The sequence below is a fragment of the Comamonas kerstersii genome, assembly GCF_002056725.1.
Classification (GTDB): domain Bacteria; phylum Pseudomonadota; class Gammaproteobacteria; order Burkholderiales; family Burkholderiaceae_C; genus Comamonas; species Comamonas kerstersii.
Genome location: NZ_CP020121.1, coordinates 2,806,838 through 2,825,948 on the forward strand (window position 1 = coordinate 2,806,838; position 19,111 = coordinate 2,825,948).

At 61.5% G+C, this 19,111-nt stretch carries 21 protein-coding genes; 20 read left to right on the plus strand and 1 reads right to left on the minus strand.

What is annotated here, in order from left to right; translation table 11 throughout:
* Positions 1-31: 31 nt before the first annotated feature.
* The 19 genes from B5M06_RS13250 (at position 32) to B5M06_RS13340 (ending at position 17,082) form a co-directional block, all read left to right on the plus strand.
* On the plus strand, positions 32-1,246 hold the full coding sequence (locus B5M06_RS13250; protein ID WP_080025246.1) for a phage protease: 1,215 nt from the start codon (positions 32-34) through the stop codon (positions 1,244-1,246).
* Between the two features lie 36 nt (positions 1,247-1,282).
* Complete coding sequence (locus tag B5M06_RS13255; protein WP_080025247.1) at positions 1,283-1,693, plus strand: hypothetical protein; 411 nt, start codon at positions 1,283-1,285, stop codon at positions 1,691-1,693.
* Positions 1,694-1,737: 44 nt separating this feature from the next.
* Complete coding sequence (locus B5M06_RS13260) at positions 1,738-2,652, plus strand: Mu-like prophage major head subunit gpT family protein (protein ID WP_054065230.1); 915 nt, start codon at positions 1,738-1,740, stop codon at positions 2,650-2,652.
* A gap of 17 nt (positions 2,653-2,669) precedes the next feature.
* A complete protein-coding gene (locus B5M06_RS13265; RefSeq protein WP_054065231.1) occupies positions 2,670-3,188 on the plus strand; it encodes a gp436 family protein in 519 nt (172 codons plus the stop codon).
* A complete protein-coding gene (locus B5M06_RS13270) occupies positions 3,185-3,625 on the plus strand; it encodes a phage tail terminator protein (RefSeq protein WP_054065232.1) in 441 nt (146 codons plus the stop codon). Before B5M06_RS13265 ends, B5M06_RS13270 begins: the two co-directional genes overlap by 4 nt.
* Before the next feature lie 8 nt (positions 3,626-3,633).
* Complete coding sequence (locus tag B5M06_RS13275) at positions 3,634-3,840, plus strand: DUF7210 family protein (RefSeq protein WP_054065233.1); 207 nt, start codon at positions 3,634-3,636, stop codon at positions 3,838-3,840.
* A gap of 29 nt (positions 3,841-3,869) precedes the next feature.
* Positions 3,870-4,664, plus strand: coding sequence for a phage tail tube protein (locus B5M06_RS13280; protein ID WP_054065234.1), 795 nt, complete (start codon positions 3,870-3,872; stop codon positions 4,662-4,664).
* A gap of 12 nt (positions 4,665-4,676) precedes the next feature.
* Complete coding sequence (locus tag B5M06_RS13285; protein WP_054065235.1) at positions 4,677-5,207, plus strand: DUF6631 family protein; 531 nt, start codon at positions 4,677-4,679, stop codon at positions 5,205-5,207.
* A gap of 146 nt (positions 5,208-5,353) precedes the next feature.
* Entirely contained in the window at positions 5,354-8,269 is a 2,916-nt protein-coding gene (locus B5M06_RS13290) for a phage tail length tape measure family protein (protein ID WP_114070874.1), read from the plus strand.
* A 2-nt stretch (positions 8,270-8,271) separates the two neighbouring features.
* Positions 8,272-9,144: a hypothetical protein gene (locus B5M06_RS13295; RefSeq protein ID WP_054065237.1), complete on the plus strand. Its 873-nt coding sequence runs from the start codon at positions 8,272-8,274 to the stop codon at positions 9,142-9,144.
* Entirely contained in the window at positions 9,144-10,079 is a 936-nt protein-coding gene (locus B5M06_RS13300) for a hypothetical protein (protein ID WP_054065238.1), read from the plus strand. Before B5M06_RS13295 ends, B5M06_RS13300 begins: the two co-directional genes overlap by 1 nt.
* A gap of 206 nt (positions 10,080-10,285) precedes the next feature.
* Positions 10,286-11,794 (plus strand): hypothetical protein, encoded by a 1,509-nt coding sequence (locus tag B5M06_RS13305; protein ID WP_162777356.1) that lies wholly within the window; start codon positions 10,286-10,288, stop codon positions 11,792-11,794.
* The gene (locus tag B5M06_RS13310) at positions 11,791-12,609 is read left to right on the plus strand and encodes a phage BR0599 family protein (protein ID WP_054065240.1); all 819 of its coding nucleotides are present in this window, start codon (positions 11,791-11,793) and stop codon (positions 12,607-12,609) included. The genes B5M06_RS13305 and B5M06_RS13310 overlap by 4 nt, the downstream gene beginning before the upstream one ends.
* A gap of 9 nt (positions 12,610-12,618) precedes the next feature.
* Positions 12,619-12,834: a hypothetical protein gene (locus B5M06_RS13315; protein WP_054065241.1), complete on the plus strand. Its 216-nt coding sequence runs from the start codon at positions 12,619-12,621 to the stop codon at positions 12,832-12,834.
* Between the two features lie 18 nt (positions 12,835-12,852).
* The gene (locus B5M06_RS13320) at positions 12,853-13,107 is read left to right on the plus strand and encodes a hypothetical protein (protein WP_054065283.1); all 255 of its coding nucleotides are present in this window, start codon (positions 12,853-12,855) and stop codon (positions 13,105-13,107) included.
* The gene (locus tag B5M06_RS13325) at positions 13,097-15,268 is read left to right on the plus strand and encodes a phage tail protein (RefSeq protein ID WP_054065242.1); all 2,172 of its coding nucleotides are present in this window, start codon (positions 13,097-13,099) and stop codon (positions 15,266-15,268) included. Before B5M06_RS13320 ends, B5M06_RS13325 begins: the two co-directional genes overlap by 11 nt.
* A 145-nt stretch (positions 15,269-15,413) precedes the next feature.
* Positions 15,414-15,647: a Com family DNA-binding transcriptional regulator gene (locus B5M06_RS17500; protein WP_080025249.1), complete on the plus strand. Its 234-nt coding sequence runs from the start codon at positions 15,414-15,416 to the stop codon at positions 15,645-15,647.
* Positions 15,568-16,359 carry a DNA adenine methylase gene (locus tag B5M06_RS13335; RefSeq protein WP_054065243.1) on the plus strand — a complete coding sequence of 264 codons (792 nt, stop codon included), beginning with the start codon at positions 15,568-15,570 and terminating at the stop codon, positions 16,357-16,359. The genes B5M06_RS17500 and B5M06_RS13335 overlap by 80 nt, the downstream gene beginning before the upstream one ends.
* Before the next feature lie 9 nt (positions 16,360-16,368).
* Complete coding sequence (locus B5M06_RS13340; protein ID WP_080025250.1) at positions 16,369-17,082, plus strand: hypothetical protein; 714 nt, start codon at positions 16,369-16,371, stop codon at positions 17,080-17,082.
* A 188-nt stretch (positions 17,083-17,270) separates the two neighbouring features.
* Here B5M06_RS13340 and B5M06_RS13345 read toward each other — a convergent pair whose 3' ends face one another.
* Positions 17,271-17,924 (minus strand): BRO-N domain-containing protein, encoded by a 654-nt coding sequence (locus B5M06_RS13345; protein WP_080025251.1) that lies wholly within the window; start codon positions 17,922-17,924, stop codon positions 17,271-17,273.
* A gap of 333 nt (positions 17,925-18,257) precedes the next feature.
* Here B5M06_RS13345 and B5M06_RS17065 point away from each other — a divergent pair, with 333 nt between their 5' ends.
* Positions 18,258-19,109 (plus strand): pPIWI-associating nuclease domain-containing protein, encoded by an 852-nt coding sequence (locus tag B5M06_RS17065; RefSeq protein ID WP_162777357.1) that lies wholly within the window; start codon positions 18,258-18,260, stop codon positions 19,107-19,109.
* The last annotated feature ends 2 nt before the right edge of the window (positions 19,110-19,111 follow it).

Consider the following 19,111-nt stretch of genomic DNA (forward strand, 5'->3'; position numbering starts at 1 on the left):
CACAAGGCCGCAGCCGCCGACCATGGCGGCTATGGCCCAAAAACACCGCACCCACCCCCTTGCCGCCGCAGCCAGCGCCATCGCACTGTGCAGTGCAGGCGCCGGCAATCTGGCCCTGGCTGCCTGCAGCTTTGCGCTCGAAGGCACCGCTATCGGCGAAGACATCGGCGGCGGCCGCCACTTGGTGCAGTGCACCCCGGCGGGAAAGTTTCTGCCCGCCGATGGCCGCGCCATGGATGTGGCCAGCTGGTACATCGACGCCGAGCTGGCCGCGCAAGTGATCGCCCGCCACGCCGCACGCGGTCAGCCCTCGGTGATCGACTACGAGCACCAGACCCTGCACAAAGAAAAGAACGGTCAGCCCGCGCCCGCCGCGGGCTGGCTGCACCGGCTGCGCTGGGTTGAAGGCCGTGGGCTTTTTGGCGAAGTCGAGTGGACAGACGAAGCCAAAGCGCTGATTGCCGCCAAGCAATACCGTTATTTCAGCCCCGTGTTTGAGTACTCCCAGCCGGAGGGCCACGTCCTGGCCATTCACATGGGCGCTGTCACCAACCACCCCGGCTTGCACGGGCTGGAGCCGCTTTCCCTTCTGGCTGCTGCAACGGCGGCCTTTCTTCCCGCCCCCCAGGAGCAAACCACCATGAATCCATTGTTAGCCGCTGTGCTGGCAGCCTTTGGCCTGCCCAACACCACCGACGAAAAAGGCGCTGTTGCTGCCTTGACCGCCGTGGGCTCCATCAAAGACCTGCAGACCAAAGCCGCCGCCGGTGAGGCCGCCACCCAAGTGGCTACCGCCGCGTGCACAGCATTGAGCCTGCCCGCTGACGCCAAGGCCGAGACGGTGATCGCCGCGCTGACGGCTGCTGTGGCCACCGGTAAGCCCAACCCTGCCGAATATGCGCCAGTGGCTGCGCTCACTGCTCTGCAAACCCAACTGGCTGCGCTGACCGCCAAGCAGCAGGAGGCCGAGATCGACGCCCTCATCCAGCCCGCGCTAGCAGACGGGCGCTTGCAGCCCACCATGGAGCCCTGGGCGCGTGAGCTGGGCCAAACCAATATGACTGCGCTCACCAGCTATCTGGCCACTGCACAGCCCATCGCTGCGCTGACCGGCACCCAGACCCAAGGCAAGCAGCCTGAAAACACCGCCAAGGGCGCGCATGGTCTGGATGCCTCGGAAGTGGCCGTGTGCAGCGCCATGGGCATCAATCCCGAGGACTTCGCCAAGAGCAAGGCTGCGGCCTGAGCTTGATCCACTGACCGACCACTTCAAGGAAACCCCATGGCCGCTCTAACCGATAACCGCAACACCCCCCGCCGTGGCGACGCCATGCTGGTGGGTGACCCCGTCGCCGCTTCCACCGTGCTCTATGCCGGGGGGATGTATGTGCTGGACGCCACAGGCGCTGCCAAGCCCGCCGTGGCAGCCGACAAAAAGCCGGTGCGTGCCGTATCCACACGCCAGTCCGTTCCGGCCGATGGAACCGTGCCGGGTGAGCGCGGTGTCTTCCGCTTTGACAACAGCACTGCGGCCGCAGCAATTACCCGCGCAGACATTGGCAACAACGCCTTTGTGGCCGACGACAGCACCGTGTCCAAGACCGGCACGTGCATCGCAGGCGAAATCATCGACGTGGACGACGTCGGTGTCTGGGTGCACATCGGCAAGGCTGCCGTGCCCACCACCGCCTAAGCCCCGGCCTGGCACCCCATTACCACCAGTCAAAAGGCAGCACCATGCAACTGACCCCATCTAGCCTGAAAACCCTGTTCACGGGTTTTAAAACCGCCTTCCAAGGCGGTCTCAACGAAGCCCAGAGCATTTACCAAAAGCTCGCCACCGTCGTTCCCAGTTCCACGGGTACCGAAGAGTACGGCTGGCTGGGCCAGGTGCCCGGCATGCGTGAATGGATTGGCGAGCGCGTCATCCACGGCCTGGAAGCGCACGGCTACAGCATCAAGAACAAGCCCTTCGAGCTGACCGTGGGTGTGCCCCGCACCGCGATTGAAGATGACACCTATGGCGTCTATACGCCCCTGATGGGTGAGCTTGGCCGCGCCGCTGCCGCGCACCCTGATCAGCTGATTTTTGGCCTGCTGTCTAGCGGCACCGCCGAAAAGTGCTACGACGGCAAGCCATTCTTTGCAGCCAATCACCCTGTCAAGAACGCATCGGGCAAGGTAGAGGCCGTCAGCAACGTGGATGCTGGCGGTAACGGCCCTTGGTGGTATGTGCTGGACACCAGCCGCTCCATCAAGCCTCTGATCTTCCAGAACCGCAAGAACCCCCACTTTGTGGCGATGACGGCAGAGACAGATCCGAATGTCTTCACGAAAGCAGAGTTCCAATACGGCGTAGACGCACGCCGCAATGTGGGCTTTGGCTTCTGGCAAATGGCTTATGCCAGCAACAAGCCTTTGAACAGCGATAACTTGTGGGCCGCTATCAATGCGATTGAAGGCCTCAAAGGCGATATGGGCCGCCCCTTGGCACTGAAAGCGACCACCTTGGTGGTGCCTACCGCGCTGCAGCGTCAAGCCAACAAGCTGATGACTGCCGAGCTGGTGCCCGTGACCGTGGGCAATGAAGTGACCACCGAGACCAACGACCTCAAGGATCGTCTGGAAGTGGTTGTCTCCGGCTGGCTGTAAAGCAAGGTCGCACCGCCATGCCCTACATCCTCCCCCCTGATCTTGCTGAGCGACCCGGTGCCACCGAGCTGGCCCAGGTGGCCACACCCGATGGCAAGCGCACCCTGGACACCGCGCTGATGGACGCGACCTTGCGCGGCACCGACCGCAGCAGCTGGGCACCAGCGGATCAGGCGGTGGCGGATGAGGCTTTGGCGCGCATCCTGAACGCTGTCACCGAGGCCGACGCCATGGTTGACGGCTTCCTGGCCAAGCGCGGCTATGCGCTGCCCCTGAACCCGGTGCCCACGCTGGTCACCGGCTGGAGCCGCGCCATTGCCCGCTACTTGTTGCACAAGAGCCGCCTGAGCATGGAAAGCACCGACCCCATCGTGCGCGACTACCGCGATGCGCAAAAGCTGCTGCAGCTCACTGCAGACGGCAAGTTCAGCCTGGGCGCTGACGACACCGTGGCCACGGGCGGCAGCAGCACCGATGTGCGCTTTGCCGGTGATGCCCCGGTCTTCGGCCGCCGCCAGCTGGGGGCATTCCGATGAACTTTGAGCCGTTTGACACCGGCCTGGTGGAGCAGCGCCTGAAAACCCAAGTGCCCGTGCTGCTGGAAGTGGGCGGCGCGGCCGAGTACGCGGCCATCCAACAGCTGAGTACCTTCCGCACGCCCTCGGCCTATGTGATTTTTGCGGGGGAATCCGGCAGCGCTGGGCCCGCACCCCGTGGCCCCCGCGTGCAGCCCGCTGAGACCCGCTTTGGCGTGGCCTTGGCCGTGCGCAACTACCGCGCCGGTGCAGGCGGGCAGCTCAGCGAGGAGCTGCGCCAGGTGATTGGTGCCGTGCGCAGCGCACTGCTGGGCTGGGTGCCCCCGGTGCCTGGCGCCACTGCCCTGGCATGGGAAGGCGGCCGCGTCATGGACTACGACGCCTCCACGGTGCTGTACGTCGAAACCTATCAACTGACCCATTTGCTCCAAAAGTGAGGCCACCCATGAGCACACCCAAAACCACCGCCGCAGACGTCAACGGAAAAGCCGTTGCAGCCACTGAAAAAGTCACGCTGCTCAAGCCGCACACCCATGCGGGCAAAGCGCATGAAAAAGGCGCAGAGATTGAGGTCGACGCGGCCACCGCCGCATGGCTGCGCGGTGCCGAAGTTATCGCTCCCGCCCAATACCCCCCCGCCAACAAGGCCTGAACCTGCACAACGCACAGGAGCGCAGCACTATGAGCAACAAGACAATTGAGCAGTATTTCTATGGCCAGGGCCGCATTTTTGTGCGCCCGGTGGGCAGCGTGGGCAATGGCGGCTGGCGCTGGATTGGCGACATGTCCAGCCTGACCTTTGGCGGCACCGATGAGCAGGCCACCCACAAGGAAAGCTACAGCGGCCAAAAATCCGCCGTGCGCAAGTTTTCCATTGGCGGTGACCGCACCCTCAATGGCGTGATCCACCAGATGGACACCAACATTCTGGCCGAGCTGCTGCGTGGCACCGTGACCGTGATTTCACCGGGCACTGTGACGGCAGAGACTTTTCCCCAGACTGTAGCCGTGGGCGACACCATCAAGCTGGACTTCCCCTACAACGTCAGTGACTTGGTCATCACTGACAGCGCCGGATCGCCCGTCACACTGGCACCGGAACACTACGACGCATTCCTGGAGCACGGCAGCATTGAACTGCTCAGCCTGCCCAGCGCACCCGGTGCGCTCACCCAGCCGTTGAAGGCTGCCTACAAGCACGCCGGTGCCCGCCAGGTGGCGTTCTTCAACGCACCGCCCAAGCAAATGCAGCTGCGCTACGAAGGCATCAACCTGGCAGAAGGTAATGCCCCGGTGATTGCCGAGTTCTACAAAGTCAGCACGGCCCCCTTGCAAGAGCTGGCCTTGATTACCAGCGGTACCGAGCTGGCAGGCATGAACTACCAGGCCGAGTGCTTGGCAGACGCATCGCGCCCCGCCAATGGCCCCCTAGGGCGCTTTGGCCGCTTCGTGCAGATCAACCCCATCACACCGTAAGCGGGCAGCGACATGGCTCAAGTCACCCCCAAACAGCCGCGCAGCGCCAAGCAAAAAGCCGCGCAACAGCAGCCCTCCGACTTGGAGGTGCTGCACCCAGAGCGCGAGGTGAAGCTCTCCGTGGATACCGTCACCGTGCGCGAATACGGCAACGTGGAATGGCTGCGCCTGCTGCCGCAGGCTGAGCCGCTGGTGGCCAACATCACCGCCATGCTGTCCGCAGGCGCACCGCCCAGCTACGAAGACGTGCTGGCCGTCATTGCCCACCACACCGATGGACTGCTGCCCCTGGTCGTCCAGTCCGTCGACCGTGACGTGGACTGGGTGGAGACGCTCAACAGCAACGACCTGGAAGCGCTGCTCATGCACTGGTGGGGGGTGAACGGGCATTTTTTCGTCAACCGCGCCAAAAACCGCGCTATGGCGCAGTACCAGGAGGCAATGGCGGCGCGGAAACCATTGGCTGGGGAGAAATCTACGCCACCCTCATCGCCCACGGCCACAGGGCCTGCGACCTCGGCCACTACACCGACCGACAGCTGAAGCTGTACTACCGGGAGGCGCAGCGCCTGGAACGCCGCCGCAGCGCCGCCCGGCTGGTGGACGTCAACGCCGGCATGGCCGGCGGCAAAGCGGCCACCGACCGATTGCGTGACCTGACGAAAGACACCGACCTCGAAAGCTAACCCATGGCAACCGCTGGCAAACAAATGGAAGTGGCGCTGCGCGTGCAGGCAGACCTTGCCGAAGCCCTGCAGCAGGTCAAGGCCATGCGCGCCGAGCTGGACGGCATGCGCAACGCCGGCTCACGGGTCAATACGGCCAGCAAAGCCGTGGAGCAGCTTGCCACCACGACCAAGGCCACGGCCAAGGCCAGCCAGGCCACGGCCCAGGCAGACAAGGCCGCTACCGCCACCTCCAAGCAGCGGGCGGCGGCGGCCAAGGAAACAGCGGCTGCCCTGCGCGCGCAGGCAGAGGCCGAGAAAAAGGCCCTCGCAGAAGCCAACAAGGCCGCCGAGGCCGCCGCCAAGGAGGCCCGGAAGCAGGCCAACATGCGCAAGCAGGCCGATCGCATGCTGCCCGCGCAGATGACGGACATCACCGTAGGCCTGGCCACGGGCCAAAGCCCGCTCATGGTGGCGCTGCAGCAGGGCGGCCAGCTCAAAGATATGTACGGCGGCGTGGCGCCAGCCATCGCTGCCGTCACCAAAGCCACGCTGGCCCTGGTCAACCCCACCACGGTGGCGCTTGGCGCAGTCGCTGCACTGGGCACGGCGTGGTACCAAGGGGCCAAAGAAAGCGAGGCATTCACGGCCGCCATCCTCATGAATGGCAATGCCGCAGGCACCACCACCAGCCAGCTCACCAGCACGTCACAGGCGGTGGGCCGCGTCACCGGCTCTTACAGCCTGGCCATTGAGGCCACCCGCGAGTTGGCCGCCACAGGCCGTGTAGCCAATGCACAGCTGTCTTTGGCTGCGCAGGCTACGGTAGGCATGGCCCAAGTGGGCGCAGCTGCTGTAGGTGACATGACGGCCAAGTTTGCCGAGCTGGGCAAAAGCCCAGTAGAAGCCAGCCGCAAACTCAATGAGCAGTACAACTACCTCACAGCATCGGTCTATGAGCAGATCAAGGCCTTGGAAGAGCGAGGCCGCAAGGAAGATGCGGCCGCGCTGGCGCAGCGCACCTATGCGCAGGCCATGACCGACCGGGTGGCAGAGGTCAAAGCCCAGCTGAACGCGCTGGGGCGCGCATTTAACTGGGTGGGTGAGCAAGCTGGTGGCATGTGGAACGCCATGAAAAACATCGGCCGAGTCCGCCCGCTGGCTGACCAATTGGCCGAAGCGCAAAAAGAGTACGCCACCTTGGTGACCGCCGCCAACAACAGCTCCAAGATTGCGGGCTTCTTTGGTATTCAAGGGGTCGATACCACCAAGCAAGCCCGCCAGGAAGCACTTGCCGAGGTGGTACGGATTCAAAAGCAGATCACCGCTGAAGAGCGCAAAGCGGCCACTGCGGCCCAGCGTGCCAGTGACAGCAGCGCCCGCATGGAGGCCTCCGATAGCTGGGACGCCCGCGCCAAGTCACTGCGCACCTGGCGCGAGCAGCTGGCCGACGAGACCAAGAAAATCAAGGAACAAGGCGCGCTGCTGGGCAAGACGCAGGCAGAGATTGACGCCCAGATTGCGGCTGTCCGTGACAAGCTGACACCCCAAACAGCCACCAAGGTCAACCCCGTCGACAGCGCCTTCCAGGCGCAGCTGCAGCAGCTCACACAGGCCCGTGCGGCCGCCGAGCAGGCCCTGGCCAACGCCCAGGCCAATGTGGCCAGCAGCGCGGCGCAGGCCACGGTCAAGCTGCAGGCATGGCTGTCCACCAACCAGCACGCCCTCAAGCTGGACGCCACGCGCATCGCCCAGCTGCGCAGCCTGGCCCAGCAAACCGACGCCGCCGTGGCCGCCACCAAGGCCCTGCAGGACGCCCGCGCCCGTGCCGAGCGCATCACCCAGGGCATGGCCAGTGTGGACGCCGCACTGGCACAGGCCACGGGCCGCGCCGTCGATGCGGAAATCGGGCGCATCAAGGAGCGCTACCGCAAACTGCGCGAAGACCTGCAGGCCGAGGGCAAGACCGAAGACCTGATCAAGCTCGACCGGCTGATCGACATCGAAACCGCCCGTGCCCAGTTGCAGCAGCTGCAGCGCGAGGTGGAGCAAGTCTTTAGCAACCACAGCCGCACCGAGCAAAGCCTGCAGCTCAACGTCACGGCCGGTCTGACGAGCGAGCTGCAGGCAAAGCGCCAGATTCTGGATCTGAACACGCGCACCGCCGACCAGGTGTCCGCACTGCTGCCACGCATGCAAGAGCTGGCCGCCATCACGGGCGACCCCAGCCTGGCCGCAGGCCTTGCCGACATGGAGCTGCGCGTGCAGGGCCTGCGCACCCAGGCCAATGAGCTGAAAAACGCTTTCAGCGACGCGCTGGGCAACAGCTTTGCGAATGCACTGGAGTCACTGGCCGACGGCACCGCCACCCTGGGTGACGCCGTGCGCGGCTTTGTGGCTGACCTGGCCAGCGCTATGGCACAGTGGGCCGCCCAGCAGCTGGCCATGCGTGCGGCCAGCTCCATCATGGGCATGTTTGGGGCTGGCGCCGGTGCCGCAAGCGGCGCGGCCGCAGCCATCCCCGGCTTTGCTTCGGGGGGCTACACCGGCCCCGGCGGCAAATACCAGCCAGCAGGCGTGGTGCATGCGGGTGAGTTCGTCAACCGCCAAGAGGTGGTACGCCAGCCCGGTGCACTGGCCTTTTTGTCGGAGTTCAACCGCGTAGGCATGGCCGCCCTTAAAGGCTGGCAAGGCTACGCCGACGGTGGCCTGGTGGTGCCTGGTGCGCACTCCGGCGTGCCCACTAGCGCCAATTTTCAGCCCGCCACCGTCAATGTGGGCGGCAGCACGGTCGACAACCGCCTGCAGCTCAACCTCATTGACGACCCCGACCGCATTGCCTCCATGGCCTTTGGCAGCCGCCAGGGCCAAGAGGCATTCACCGTCATGCTCAGCCGCAATCCGGCCAAGTTCCGCCAGCTCCTGGGCATAGGAAATTAAACATGCCCCATCAAATTGGATTTGTAGAGGCGGGCGGCGGCAAGCTGGCCCACCAGAAGATGCTGGAAGTGGTGGCCACGTTCGCGGCCGCACACGGCTGGACAGTGCTGCGCTTTGACACCACGCAGGCCCAGCACGAACTGCTGCTCAAAGCGCCAGGCCTGTCGGGCACCGAAGAGATTTTTGTGGGGATGCGTACCTATGACAACGCCAATTCCGACTTTTACAACCTGACTGCTGCGGGCTTCACCGGCCATGTCCCCGGCGCGGCTTTCACTGCCCAGCCTGGCGTCATCTTGAGCGGTGTCCCGGCCCATAACCAGCGGATTGACTACTGGCTCACCCTCAACGGCCAGCGGCTGGTGCTGGCCATGAAGGTGGGCACCCCGGTCTATGAGTCGATGTACATCGGCAAGATGTTTCCCTATGCCAGGCCCAGCCAGTATCCCTACCCGATGGTGGTGGGGGGGATGCTCAATGGCGAGGCCACCACGCGGTTCAGTGATACGGCGCACAGCTGTTGGGTCAAGGGTGGATCAGGCCGTGCGGTGGGTAGCGGTACATGGAACAACATGCGTATGCGTTTTAACGACGGCACGTGGAAAACCCCAGAGGCATACCCGTGGTGCAACGCCCAGCTGTGCGGATCAACCAACAAGGCGCGGGATACGGATGGGGTCTATCCGCTCACTCCTGTTGTGCTGAGCGACGCCGCCAGCGGAATTTTTGGCGAGTTGGATGGCGTCTATCACATCAGCGGGTTCAACAACGCTGTGGAGAACACGGTGGAGATCGACGGCGTTACCCACGTTGTGATGCAGGACGTGGCGCGCACTGGCCACATTGATTACTACGCGGTAAGGATGGATGACTGATGGCGAACTATTACACGGGCAGCGTATCGAGTTTCGAGGATCTGCACACCGCGCTGGTCAATGGCTGCGTCGACAACGGCTGGTCCTGGTCAGACTCCATCCTGAGCAAAGGCCTGGCATTCGTGCGCCCCTATGTCAGTACCACGGAGACTGCGAACACTGGAATGGGACTGCTGTTGGAGGTTGGTACGGGAAGCAGTGGCGCTGCAATCACCGGTGGCAGTGGATGCATACCCAGGCTGGGCAGAGCCAATGCCGGACTGGAGGCTGTGACGTGGCCGGCTATCTACCACTTGTTCGTGTGCAGTGAACCGGATGAGGTTTTCATGGTGCTGCAGTTCAACGTGGACCGCCACTACTGGCTGGCGTTTGGATCATCGGCACGGCAGCAAGGCCCTTGGGTGTCTGCCAGTTCATATGGTGGGTACTACAACTTGTCATATCCGAAGATAGTTATCACTGAAGGTGCTGGAGGGGGCTATAGCTACCCAGGGAATCATTCCGGGCTCATTTTCTGGGAATCTAGTGGCACCAACGGTGGTAATTTTCTCTACCGATGTCAGGCCGTCTATAGCGGCATAGATGGAGATTGGGCTGGCGCTAGCGTCGGCACCAACGTGGGAGCAATTAGCGCACTCTATGGCGCTGCTCCGCTGATCCAGAGATCGCCGAGCGCGTGGAATCAGGAATCCGTTCTGGTGCCCATCCACGTGTATCAACGACGGCCGGAGAATTTCTGGAGCCTGGTGCTGAGCGTGCGGCATGCGCGCTATGTACGCATTGACAACTACGTGCCTGGTCAGGTGATCACGCTGGGCAGTGACCAGTGGATGGTATTCCCCGCGTATCGCAAGAATGCCAGTGTTCGCAATGGAGGGAGCTACATAGATCACACCGGTACATTCGGTTGGGCCATACGCTATCTGCCGGGTTGACAAGTATGGCTGTCGTTACCGGATTTCTATCCATCAGCGGGACGGGCGGTGCCTCCAATCCCTATCTCGCAGGGGAGTTGACTGCGTTTGATGGGGAGGGGGCGATCTCGTGGCCACCGCACGCATCGTCCCTACCATTGTTTCTGCCGCGTCCCGTAGTCACGGCCTGGCCTGTCTGCGCGAATGCTCGCCCAGTGCAAGGGGAAGTGGGGGGGAGTTACAGCGCCGACTATTACAACCGGATCTACATCACTCCGATTGCGTTGGCACTGGGTAATGTCGTGAGCACGCAGGTGTCCACCGTGCGCGTCTGGAACGCGTATCTGTCACCCAAGACGGTCATCGGGCTGGACGGCGTCGACGAAGGCATTGAGATCACCCCGCCTGCAGCTTTGCCCATGGTGCTCTCCGCAATGCAGGAGACGAATTGGCTGGTTGCGGTGACGCCAGACGGGCCGGCCGTGCTGGATGCCTATGTAGGGTGGCTGTTTGACGGCGCATCGACCCGGCCTTTGCATTTGACGGGCAACCGCATTGTGCCCTGGGGCTTTGCGCCCAACTGGTCGTCTCCGCTGCTGGAGACGCTTTCATGGCTGACCAACATCCTGGCCAACAACCGGGGGGCCGAGCAACGCCGCAGCCTGCGTGCCGCGCCACGCAAGGGCTGGCAGGCCAGCTTTACGGCCGAAGGCGCCGAGCGGGCCTTGTTTGACCTGTCCATGGCGGGCTGGGGCCGCCGCGTCTGGGCCCTGCCAGTGTGGGTGGATGTGCTGCAGCTGGATGCCGCGCTGCCTGCAGGCAGCAGCGCCATTGCCTGCGACACCACGGGCCGTGACTTCCGCGTGGGTGGCCTGGCCTTGCTGCGCGGCGAGACCGCCTTTGACACCGAGGCCGTGGAAATTCTGGACATGACCGCAGCCGGCCTCACGCTCAAGCGGGTTACGCAGTCCACCTGGCCCGCTGGCACCAAGCTGTACCCGCTGCGCAGTGCCCGCCTGACAGAAATGCCACAAACCACCCGCCGCACCGATGCACTGCTGCAGGTCGATTGCAGCTTTGAGCTGACCGAGTCTGCTAACTGGCCCGCTGCGCTGCCCAGCACCCTGTACCGGGGGCGCCCGGTCTTTGCCCAGCGGCCCGACGAGTCCACCGACCTGTCACACAGCTATGAGCGCCTAACGCTCTTGCTGGACAACACGACAGGCAATACCGCCGTCACCGATACCGCTGGCAAGGGCTTTGTGCTGCAGCAACACCGCTGGTGCTTGGCAGGGCGGGCTGAGCACAGCGCCTGGCGCAGCTTGCTCTACGCACTCCAAGGCCGTGCCAAATCCATCTGGCTGCCCACGCATGCGCAGGACTTGGTGCCCGTAGAGCCGCTTTCTGGGTCATTGCTCAAGGTGCAGCGTGTGGGCTATGCCCGGTTTGGGGTGGGCCAGTTGGGCCGCCAAGACATCCGCATCGAGTTGGCCGACGGCAGTGTGCTCATGCGGCGCATCACAGCGGCCGTGGCGCGCGGCCCCATCGAAGAGCTGGTGGTGGATGCCGACTTCCCCGGTGTCATCCAGCCTGGCCAAGTGGCACGCATCAGCTATATGGCGCTGTGCCGTCTAGCCAGCGACGACATCGAGCTGGAACATTTGACTGACCAAGACGGTGTGGCGCGCTGTGCCATCACCCTGCGCGGTGTACGTGATGACCTGGAGGTGGCATGAGCTTTGCAGCACGTGAAAAAAGCATTGCAGACGGCGCACCCGTGCGTCTGTACCTGTTCGAGCTGGGCGGCAACCAGCGCTGGGCCTACTGCACGGCAGACCGTGCCGTCCAATTGCTGGGCATCACCTACCAGCCTGCGGCCATCAGCGACGATGGCATCCGCATGACGGGCGAGGCCAGCGCCGACACGCTGCGCATCACCGCAGCAGCGGATTTGGCCGTGGCCGTGCCATGGCGTACTGTGCCTCCCTCGGACGAAGTGTTTGTGACCATCCGCGACACCCACCACGGCCTGGGCAGCACGGCGGCCGACAGCGAAGTGGTCTGGGTGGGCTCTATCTCGGGTGTGCGCTGGCCCCAGGATGACCGCTGCGAGCTGAGCTGTGAAACCCTGTCCGCCAGCATGCGCCGCCCAGGGCTGAAGCTGACCTACCAGCGCAGTTGTCCACACACCGTGTACGACGCGCAGTGCAAGGTCAGTCGCGTGCTGCATGCCAAAACGGCCACCATCACCAGCCTGGACGGTGCGGCCATCGTGCACAACGCGGCCGGAGCGGGTACTTATGCGGGCGGTTTTATCGAGTGGCAGCTCAGCGGCCGCACCGAGCGCCGTGGCATTGATACCGAGGTCGGGCAAAAGCTCTCTTTGCTGGGCGGCACGGCCGGGCTGGCAGTGGGCGGCAATGTCACGCTGTACCCAGGCTGCAACGGCACCAGCGCCATGTGCCACGGGCGGTTTGCCAATATGGACAACTATGGCGGCTTTCGGCACATGCCCGGCAAATCACCGTTTGACGGTGATCCCGTTTTTTAAGGAAGCGCCATGTGGGTACAACTCGCCATCTTTGTGGTCAGCGCCATCATCAGCTACGCCACGCGCCCCAAAACGCAAGCCCCACGGCCTGCCGCGTTTGAAGACTTTGACTTTCCCCAGGCCAAAGAAGGCACCCCCCAGTGCTTCATTTTTGGCGATGTGTGGATTGAAGACTGGACGGTGGTGGGCGTTGGCAACTACCGCACCACACCCATCCGCCGCTAAATGCCCGGAAAGAGCGCCATGCTGATCACCACCCAACACCTCTACAGCGTGCCCGACTACAAGGGCAGCACCGGCTACTGCGCCAAGGGCAGCCGCCAATGGTTTGCGGCCCATGGCCTGAACTGGGCAGACTTTGTGGCCCACGGGCTGGATGCGTCCGTATTGATCGCCACGGGCGATGCCTTGGCCCTGCGCCTGGTCGAGCACGCCCACGCGGTGGCGGCCGCCGAAGCCGCCGCTGCGGCCCAACAGGAGAGCAACCATGGGGGGTAAAAAGAAGAAATCCACCATTGGCCACCGCTACTTCATGGGCGTGCACATGGCCTTGGGCCGTGGCCCCTACGATGAAATCGTGGCAATCCGCGTGGGCGACAAAACGGCCTTCCAAGGCAGCATCACGGGCAACACCGAGGTCTATATCAACAAGCCCAACCTGTTCGGTGGTGAAGAAAAGGAAGGCGGCATCCAAGGCACGCTGGCCGTGCTGATGGGCGGCCCCACCCAGCCGGTACATGCCAGGCTGGCCCGCATGCTCGGCGGCCTGGTGCCCGCTTTCCGGGGCGTGGTCACGGTTTTCTACGACGGGCTGATCTGTGCCATGAGTCCATACCCCAAGCCTTGGGCCTTCCGCGTGCGCCGCACCCTGCAGGGCTGGCATGGCGGCGCCGCCTGGTATGCCGATAAAGCGCGTGTTGTGCTGGGCGGCGGTGCTGTTCACGCCATGAACCCGGCGCACATCCTGTACCAGGCCTTCACCGACCCCCGCATGGGGCGGGGCTTGGCCAGCGCCCGGCTGGACGACGCCAGCTGGCGTGCCGCCGCCGATGTGTTCCACGGCGAAGGCATGGGCCTGTGCCTGAAATGGTCGCGCCAGGACGATATTGATAAGTTCGCCCAAAGCGTGCTCGACCACGCGGGCGCCACCTTCTACACCAGCCGCCGCACGGGGCTGGTTGTGCTCAAGCCCATCCGCGATGACTACAACGTGGCCGAATTGCCCCACTTCACCTACGACAACGGCCTGCTGGGCGTGGATGAGGACGAATCCGCCAGCCAGACCGGTGGCGTCAACGAAGTCATCGTCAAATTCCGCGACCCTGTCACCAAGCAAGACCGGCAGGTGCGCGCCAAGAACTTGGGGGCCATCCACGCCGCAGGCGGTGTCACCAACACCAGCACCAAAGACTTTTTCGGCATCCCCACCGTGGATCTGGCCCAGCGCGTGGCCGAGCGTGAGCGCCGCGCTGGCAGTGGCTTTGTGCGCAAGTTCAAGCTGCGCTTTGACCGCAGAGGGGCCGACATCATGCCCGGCAGCGTCTTTGCCATCAGCGATGCCAAGCGCGGCATTGCCCGCATGGTGCTGCGCGCCGGCCGCTGCGAATACGGCACCTTGACCGAGGGCACGGTCACCATCACCGCCGTGCAGGACATATTTGGCCTGCACGGCACAGCCTACGTCCAGCCCGAGCCACCGGGCTACACCGCGCCGTCGACCGAACCCGTGGCCACCACACTGCGCCGCGTGTTTGAGGCACCGTACCGGGAACTGGTGCAGCAGCTGGGCGCTGCCGAGGTACAAGCCCAAGACCCGACAGCGGGCATGCTGATGGTGGCGGCCGTGGCACCGACCGCCATGGCCATGGCCTATGAGGTGGCCACCCGCGTGGCACCGGCTGAGTTTTCCACCACCGCCATCGACGGGGCTTACTGCCCCAGCGCCTTGCTGGCCACGGGCATCGCGCCTGGCACCACGGCCGTGCAACTGGTCGGTGGCAACGGTCTCGGGGAAGTGCGCGTGGGCACCGCCGCACTGCTGGGCGAAGAAATTGTGCGGGTGGATGCCATCAACCCGCTCACGGGCCTGTGCACTTTCGGCCGAGGCTGCGTAGACACGGTGCCCGTGGCCCATGCCGAAGGCACTCGCATCTGGTTTTATGACGACTTCAGCGCGGCCGCCGAGGTGGAATACACCCAGGGCGTGCAGGTGCAAACCAAGGTGTTGACCCGCACGGGCAGCGGCATTCTGGACATGGCCATCGCCCCGTTTGACACCACCGCCGTGCAAGGCCGCGCTGCCAAGCCATACCCACCGGGCCAGCTGCGCATCAATGGCCAGGCTTGGCCAGCCACCATCACTGGGGAGCTGACCGTCAGCTGGGCGCACCGCGACCGCATCATCCAAAGCGACGAGCTGATCGACGCCAACGCCGCCAGCGTGGGCACCGGCGCCGGCCTGACCTACCGCCTGCGCATCTACACCGGAGCCACCTTGCGCCGCACCTACAGCGGCCTGACCGGAACCAGTAAAACCTACAGCACGGCCGACGAGACCGCCGACGGCGGCCCCTTCACCAGCCTGCGCATCGTGCTGGACTGCGAACAAGGGGGGAAATACAGCCACCAGGCCGTGGCATGGGAGGTGAGCCGGGCATAAAAAAAGACGGGCGACCTGGTCAGGTGCTACGAACACCTGGCCAAGCCCCCAACCTGCAGAGTAGACCTGCAAGCCAGGCAAGACCCGCCACCCTGATCAGAGTGCGGTGAGCCTATCACCTTTCAATAGTTGAAACGGGCTTGCAATGACTGAAATACGCTGCGGCAACTGCCGCCGCAAACTGGCCGAAGGCGAGTACATCCGCCTGACCATCAAGTGCCCCCGCTGTGGGGCATTCAATCAGCTGAGCGCCCAGAGCGCCCCAAAAGAGCACCACCGAGTGCCGAAAGCTGAGATCAATGACCAACCCCATCATTCCTTGGATCGGCGGCAAGCGCCGTCTGGTGGACATGCTGCTCAAGCGCTTTCCAGCGCATGACTGCTACGTCGAAGTGTTTGCAGGCGGCGCGGCCGTCTACTTTGCCCGCCATCCGGCCGACGTCGAGGTGCTCAACGACGTCAATGGCGACCTCGTCAATCTATATAGAGTAGTGACGCACCATCTGGAAGAGTTCGTGCGCCAGTTCAAATGGGCGCTGACCAGCCGCCAGGTCTTCAAATGGCTGCAGGACACCCGCCCCGAAACCCTGACCGACATCCAGCGCGCTGCCCGGTTCTTCTACCTGCAGCAGCAGTCTTTCGGGGGCAAGGTGGCAGGCCAGACCTTCGGCACTGCCACCACGGCCCCGGCCATCAACTTGCTGCGTATTGAAGAGAACCTCTCGGCCGCCCACCTCAGAATGGCAGCCGGTACTTATATAGAGCAACTGGACTGGGCCACCTGCATCGACCGCTACGACCGCGCCCACACGCTCTTCTATCTAGACCCGCCTTACTGGCAAACCGAAGGCTACGGCGTGCCGTTCCCCTGGGAGCAGTACGAGCTGATGGCCAAGAAGCTCAAGGCCATCAAGGGTAAGGCCGTGGTCAGCATCAACGACCACCCAGCCATCCGTGAATGCTTCAAAGACTTTGAGATGGAAGCCCTGAAGCTGGACTACACCGTAGGCGGCGCCGCCAACCGCGTCGAGCGCGGCGAACTGGTCATCTATAGTTGGGACAGAGAAGCTGAGCCTGCAGGTCTGTTTTGAGGAGCACCTATGTCGCAATTGCAAGAACCGCTGTATTTACCTAAGGATTCAGAACCTTCCAACGTATTGATTTGGGGGAAATCTCCAGAGCTAGCGAAAGCAGACTTGTCTGTGGGGATCGCTCGAATCGGGGGATTTCGTACTCCAAACTATGCACAGGCCTATTTGCATGCGGCTAGCACCTTGTTAAAGGTGTCCTTGCATGAGGAGACTTTGGATCACCATAGCCTGCCTATCTTCTTTCTTCAACGTCACGCAGCCGAGTTACTGCTCAAAGCCCCACTACAGCTAGGAATCGAAATTCAGAAATATCGTGAGAAGTTGGGCAAACCTAATCCTAATTTCCTCAGCAAGGGCCTCACTGATCGAGCAGAGAGCGGACACGGTCTTCCAGAACTTCTATCTGACGTCGAGACTATGGTCACAGTCTTGCAGTTGGGGGCGGTACCTGATGAATTGCGGGTCGCTGTGAACGAGATTCATGCTGTTGAGCAAGATCACACCTGGGCCAGGTACTCATACCGCGTTAAGAAAATTGATGGTTCTAGAAAACTATTGCAGCACTTAGGCCAAGAAAGAACCATACCTCTAGCTGATATCCAGACCAAGCTACAGAGTGCGAGCAATGCCCTAGGGTTCATCTATCCAGATGATGGTCGTCTGATGGGTAATTTAGGCTTGATCATTGAACCCTTGTGGCGCGAGGCAGACGAAATCGAGTGAGATGCTCAAATATGCAATTTCGTTGCACCTATTGAAACAGCGTTGGATAAGACTTATCACACCTCACTGCCTTCAATTATCACGCCGCGCTTCATCCAGAAAAACAAAAAGCCCACCGGGTGGTGGGCTGGTTGATGTGAAGGAAATTAGCCTCTAACGCTTGTGGAGCAAGCGCTGGGTGCTATCACTCATGAAAAAACGCCTTGCTGGCGGCAGGTGCGGCTGGCAAGGCGTTGGGTGCAGGCGAGGGCGAGGCTGGTGAGGTCTGGGGTGGTAATGGCCAGATCACTCGCCACGGCGCGTATGAAGTGTGGCACGGTGGTCACTATGGCGTTGTGCGGCAGGGTGGTGGCCTGCGGGGTGTGTTCGCCATTGGGGCCGCCGGGGGTAAAGCTGAGCAGCAGACGGTCCAGCGATGGGTTGAAGCTGCCATCCATCACAGCGCGGAACACGGTGTCAAACACCTGCGCGGTGGCCTGGCTGGCCAGCTGGTGGGCCAGTGCGGTGCGCTGGCTCTGGGTGTCGCTTTGGTAGCTGCCGGTTTTGCGGATGGTGGGCAGCACCTCGCTGGTGACCCATTTGGCGAACTTGCGTGCCTCGGGTTTGCGGCTGCGAAGGATGAGGGCGTAGAGGCCGGATTCGCTGATCAGAAGCAGGCTGCCGCCACGGTCTAACGATTCGTTATAGCGTTCGTCATCATCAAGATGATCAGCTATGGCCTTGCTGGTATTGCTGTAGCCGAGTGCTTTGCAGACGTCATTAGCAACGAACCAAGGGTCGTTATTACGAGAAATAACTCGGACGATGTTGGAACCAAAGTTGAAGGGCGTGATTTCAGCCATGGCGGCCTCCTTGCGGTCATATTTGCTACAACCACCGCCTTCGCTTCCAACCGAATGGCGGTGACTCGAAGGGGTTGGAAGACCGGGACCGCTTGCGCGAACCGGCGAGCCTTGCGGCTCCCCCTCCGAGCCACCATAAAACTGGGGCCACAGACGACAAAGCCGCACAACTGCGGTAGCGAGGTGCGGCTTTGTCGCCGCAAGCGGTATTACAGGCTTCCAACCCTGATCACGCTTTACGGGCGTGACGGGGTGTAGTGTAAGGCATCTAGTCGCTTTATGCGACTTGTGTTGTTTTGTTACAGTACGCTCTGAAATTTTGGAGATAAAACTATGAGTGCTATCAGCTTTGAAGAGAGCGTAAGAGCGACAGTAAATAGAATTAAAGAGCTTTTAGATAATGAGCTGCTTTGCCGTTTGCTAGATGAATCTGAGAGACTTGCAAATGAAAAAGATGGATTATTAAGAGCAGCTTATTTTACGCTTGTATTTAGAGAAATACTGACTAAATTTTTTCATTTAAGCGCTGCTGATGATGATTTGAGAGCGTGCAGTTGGTTTGTTGCAGATGAAACTTCGAAGAACGGCATAACTAGATTGCAAAGAATAAGATATTTTTTGCATGGAGGGTTTGATTCTGCATATTTTTCTGATAAATTTGAAATTGATGTAGATGATATTGCAAAAGATTTGAATAAGAAATTTGGTGATTTGAGCAAATATGTTCATTTATCCGAAGGAACTATTGATGTTCCTGATGATAAATATAGAAGCTTAGTCCTTGGATCTATGCAGAGTTTATTAAATGTTATAAGTTCTGCATACGATATAAAAAATGAGCTCTCTCAATCAGTTGAGGCTAAAGCGCATGATGAAATTATGTCCATGTTTGCAAATGAAACACAAGCTTCACTGGATGAAATTGCTCAGTCTCATTCAATAGATGGTTTCTATGGTGGTGAGGTCGAAGTGAAATTCCTGCCACTCTATATTGAGTACCATGCTACTGGTTCAGTTTCAGTGGATCAATATTATGGGTCAAGAGATGATCCTTGTACTATCAGTTGTTCATATCCAGTTTCCTGTATCTTTACAGCTTCTTTTGAAGCGCCAAATAAAATAGAAATGAAGCCTTATTCACTCGTGGTTGATACGACAAGCTGGTATGGAATGGAAGAGGAATGATT

Excerpts from the sequence above, each read along its gene's own strand:
- B5M06_RS13295 (WP_054065237.1), top strand. The coding sequence starts at position 8,272 with ATGCCCCATCAAATTGGATTTGTAGAGGCGGGCGGCGGCAAGCTGGCC.
- B5M06_RS13345 (WP_080025251.1), bottom strand. The coding sequence starts at position 17,924 with ATGGCTGAAATCACGCCCTTCAACTTTGGTTCCAACATCGTCCGAGTT.
- B5M06_RS13265 (WP_054065231.1), top strand. The coding sequence starts at position 2,670 with ATGCCCTACATCCTCCCCCCTGATCTTGCTGAGCGACCCGGTGCCACC.
- B5M06_RS13320 (WP_054065283.1), top strand. The coding sequence starts at position 12,853 with ATGCTGATCACCACCCAACACCTCTACAGCGTGCCCGACTACAAGGGC.
- B5M06_RS13275 (WP_054065233.1), top strand. The coding sequence starts at position 3,634 with ATGAGCACACCCAAAACCACCGCCGCAGACGTCAACGGAAAAGCCGTT.
- B5M06_RS13325 (WP_054065242.1), top strand. The coding sequence starts at position 13,097 with ATGGGGGGTAAAAAGAAGAAATCCACCATTGGCCACCGCTACTTCATG.
- B5M06_RS13270 (WP_054065232.1), top strand. The coding sequence starts at position 3,185 with ATGAACTTTGAGCCGTTTGACACCGGCCTGGTGGAGCAGCGCCTGAAA.
- B5M06_RS13300 (WP_054065238.1), top strand. The coding sequence starts at position 9,144 with ATGGCGAACTATTACACGGGCAGCGTATCGAGTTTCGAGGATCTGCAC.
- B5M06_RS13315 (WP_054065241.1), top strand. The coding sequence starts at position 12,619 with ATGTGGGTACAACTCGCCATCTTTGTGGTCAGCGCCATCATCAGCTAC.
- B5M06_RS13280 (WP_054065234.1), top strand. The coding sequence starts at position 3,870 with ATGAGCAACAAGACAATTGAGCAGTATTTCTATGGCCAGGGCCGCATT.
- B5M06_RS13335 (WP_054065243.1), top strand. The coding sequence starts at position 15,568 with ATGACCAACCCCATCATTCCTTGGATCGGCGGCAAGCGCCGTCTGGTG.
- B5M06_RS13340 (WP_080025250.1), top strand. The coding sequence starts at position 16,369 with ATGTCGCAATTGCAAGAACCGCTGTATTTACCTAAGGATTCAGAACCT.
- B5M06_RS13250 (WP_080025246.1), top strand. The coding sequence starts at position 32 with ATGGCCCAAAAACACCGCACCCACCCCCTTGCCGCCGCAGCCAGCGCC.
- B5M06_RS13255 (WP_080025247.1), top strand. The coding sequence starts at position 1,283 with ATGGCCGCTCTAACCGATAACCGCAACACCCCCCGCCGTGGCGACGCC.
- B5M06_RS13260 (WP_054065230.1), top strand. The coding sequence starts at position 1,738 with ATGCAACTGACCCCATCTAGCCTGAAAACCCTGTTCACGGGTTTTAAA.
- B5M06_RS17500 (WP_080025249.1), top strand. The coding sequence starts at position 15,414 with ATGACTGAAATACGCTGCGGCAACTGCCGCCGCAAACTGGCCGAAGGC.
- B5M06_RS13285 (WP_054065235.1), top strand. The coding sequence starts at position 4,677 with ATGGCTCAAGTCACCCCCAAACAGCCGCGCAGCGCCAAGCAAAAAGCC.
- B5M06_RS17065 (WP_162777357.1), top strand. The coding sequence starts at position 18,258 with ATGAGTGCTATCAGCTTTGAAGAGAGCGTAAGAGCGACAGTAAATAGA.
- B5M06_RS13290 (WP_114070874.1), top strand. The coding sequence starts at position 5,354 with ATGGCAACCGCTGGCAAACAAATGGAAGTGGCGCTGCGCGTGCAGGCA.
- B5M06_RS13310 (WP_054065240.1), top strand. The coding sequence starts at position 11,791 with ATGAGCTTTGCAGCACGTGAAAAAAGCATTGCAGACGGCGCACCCGTG.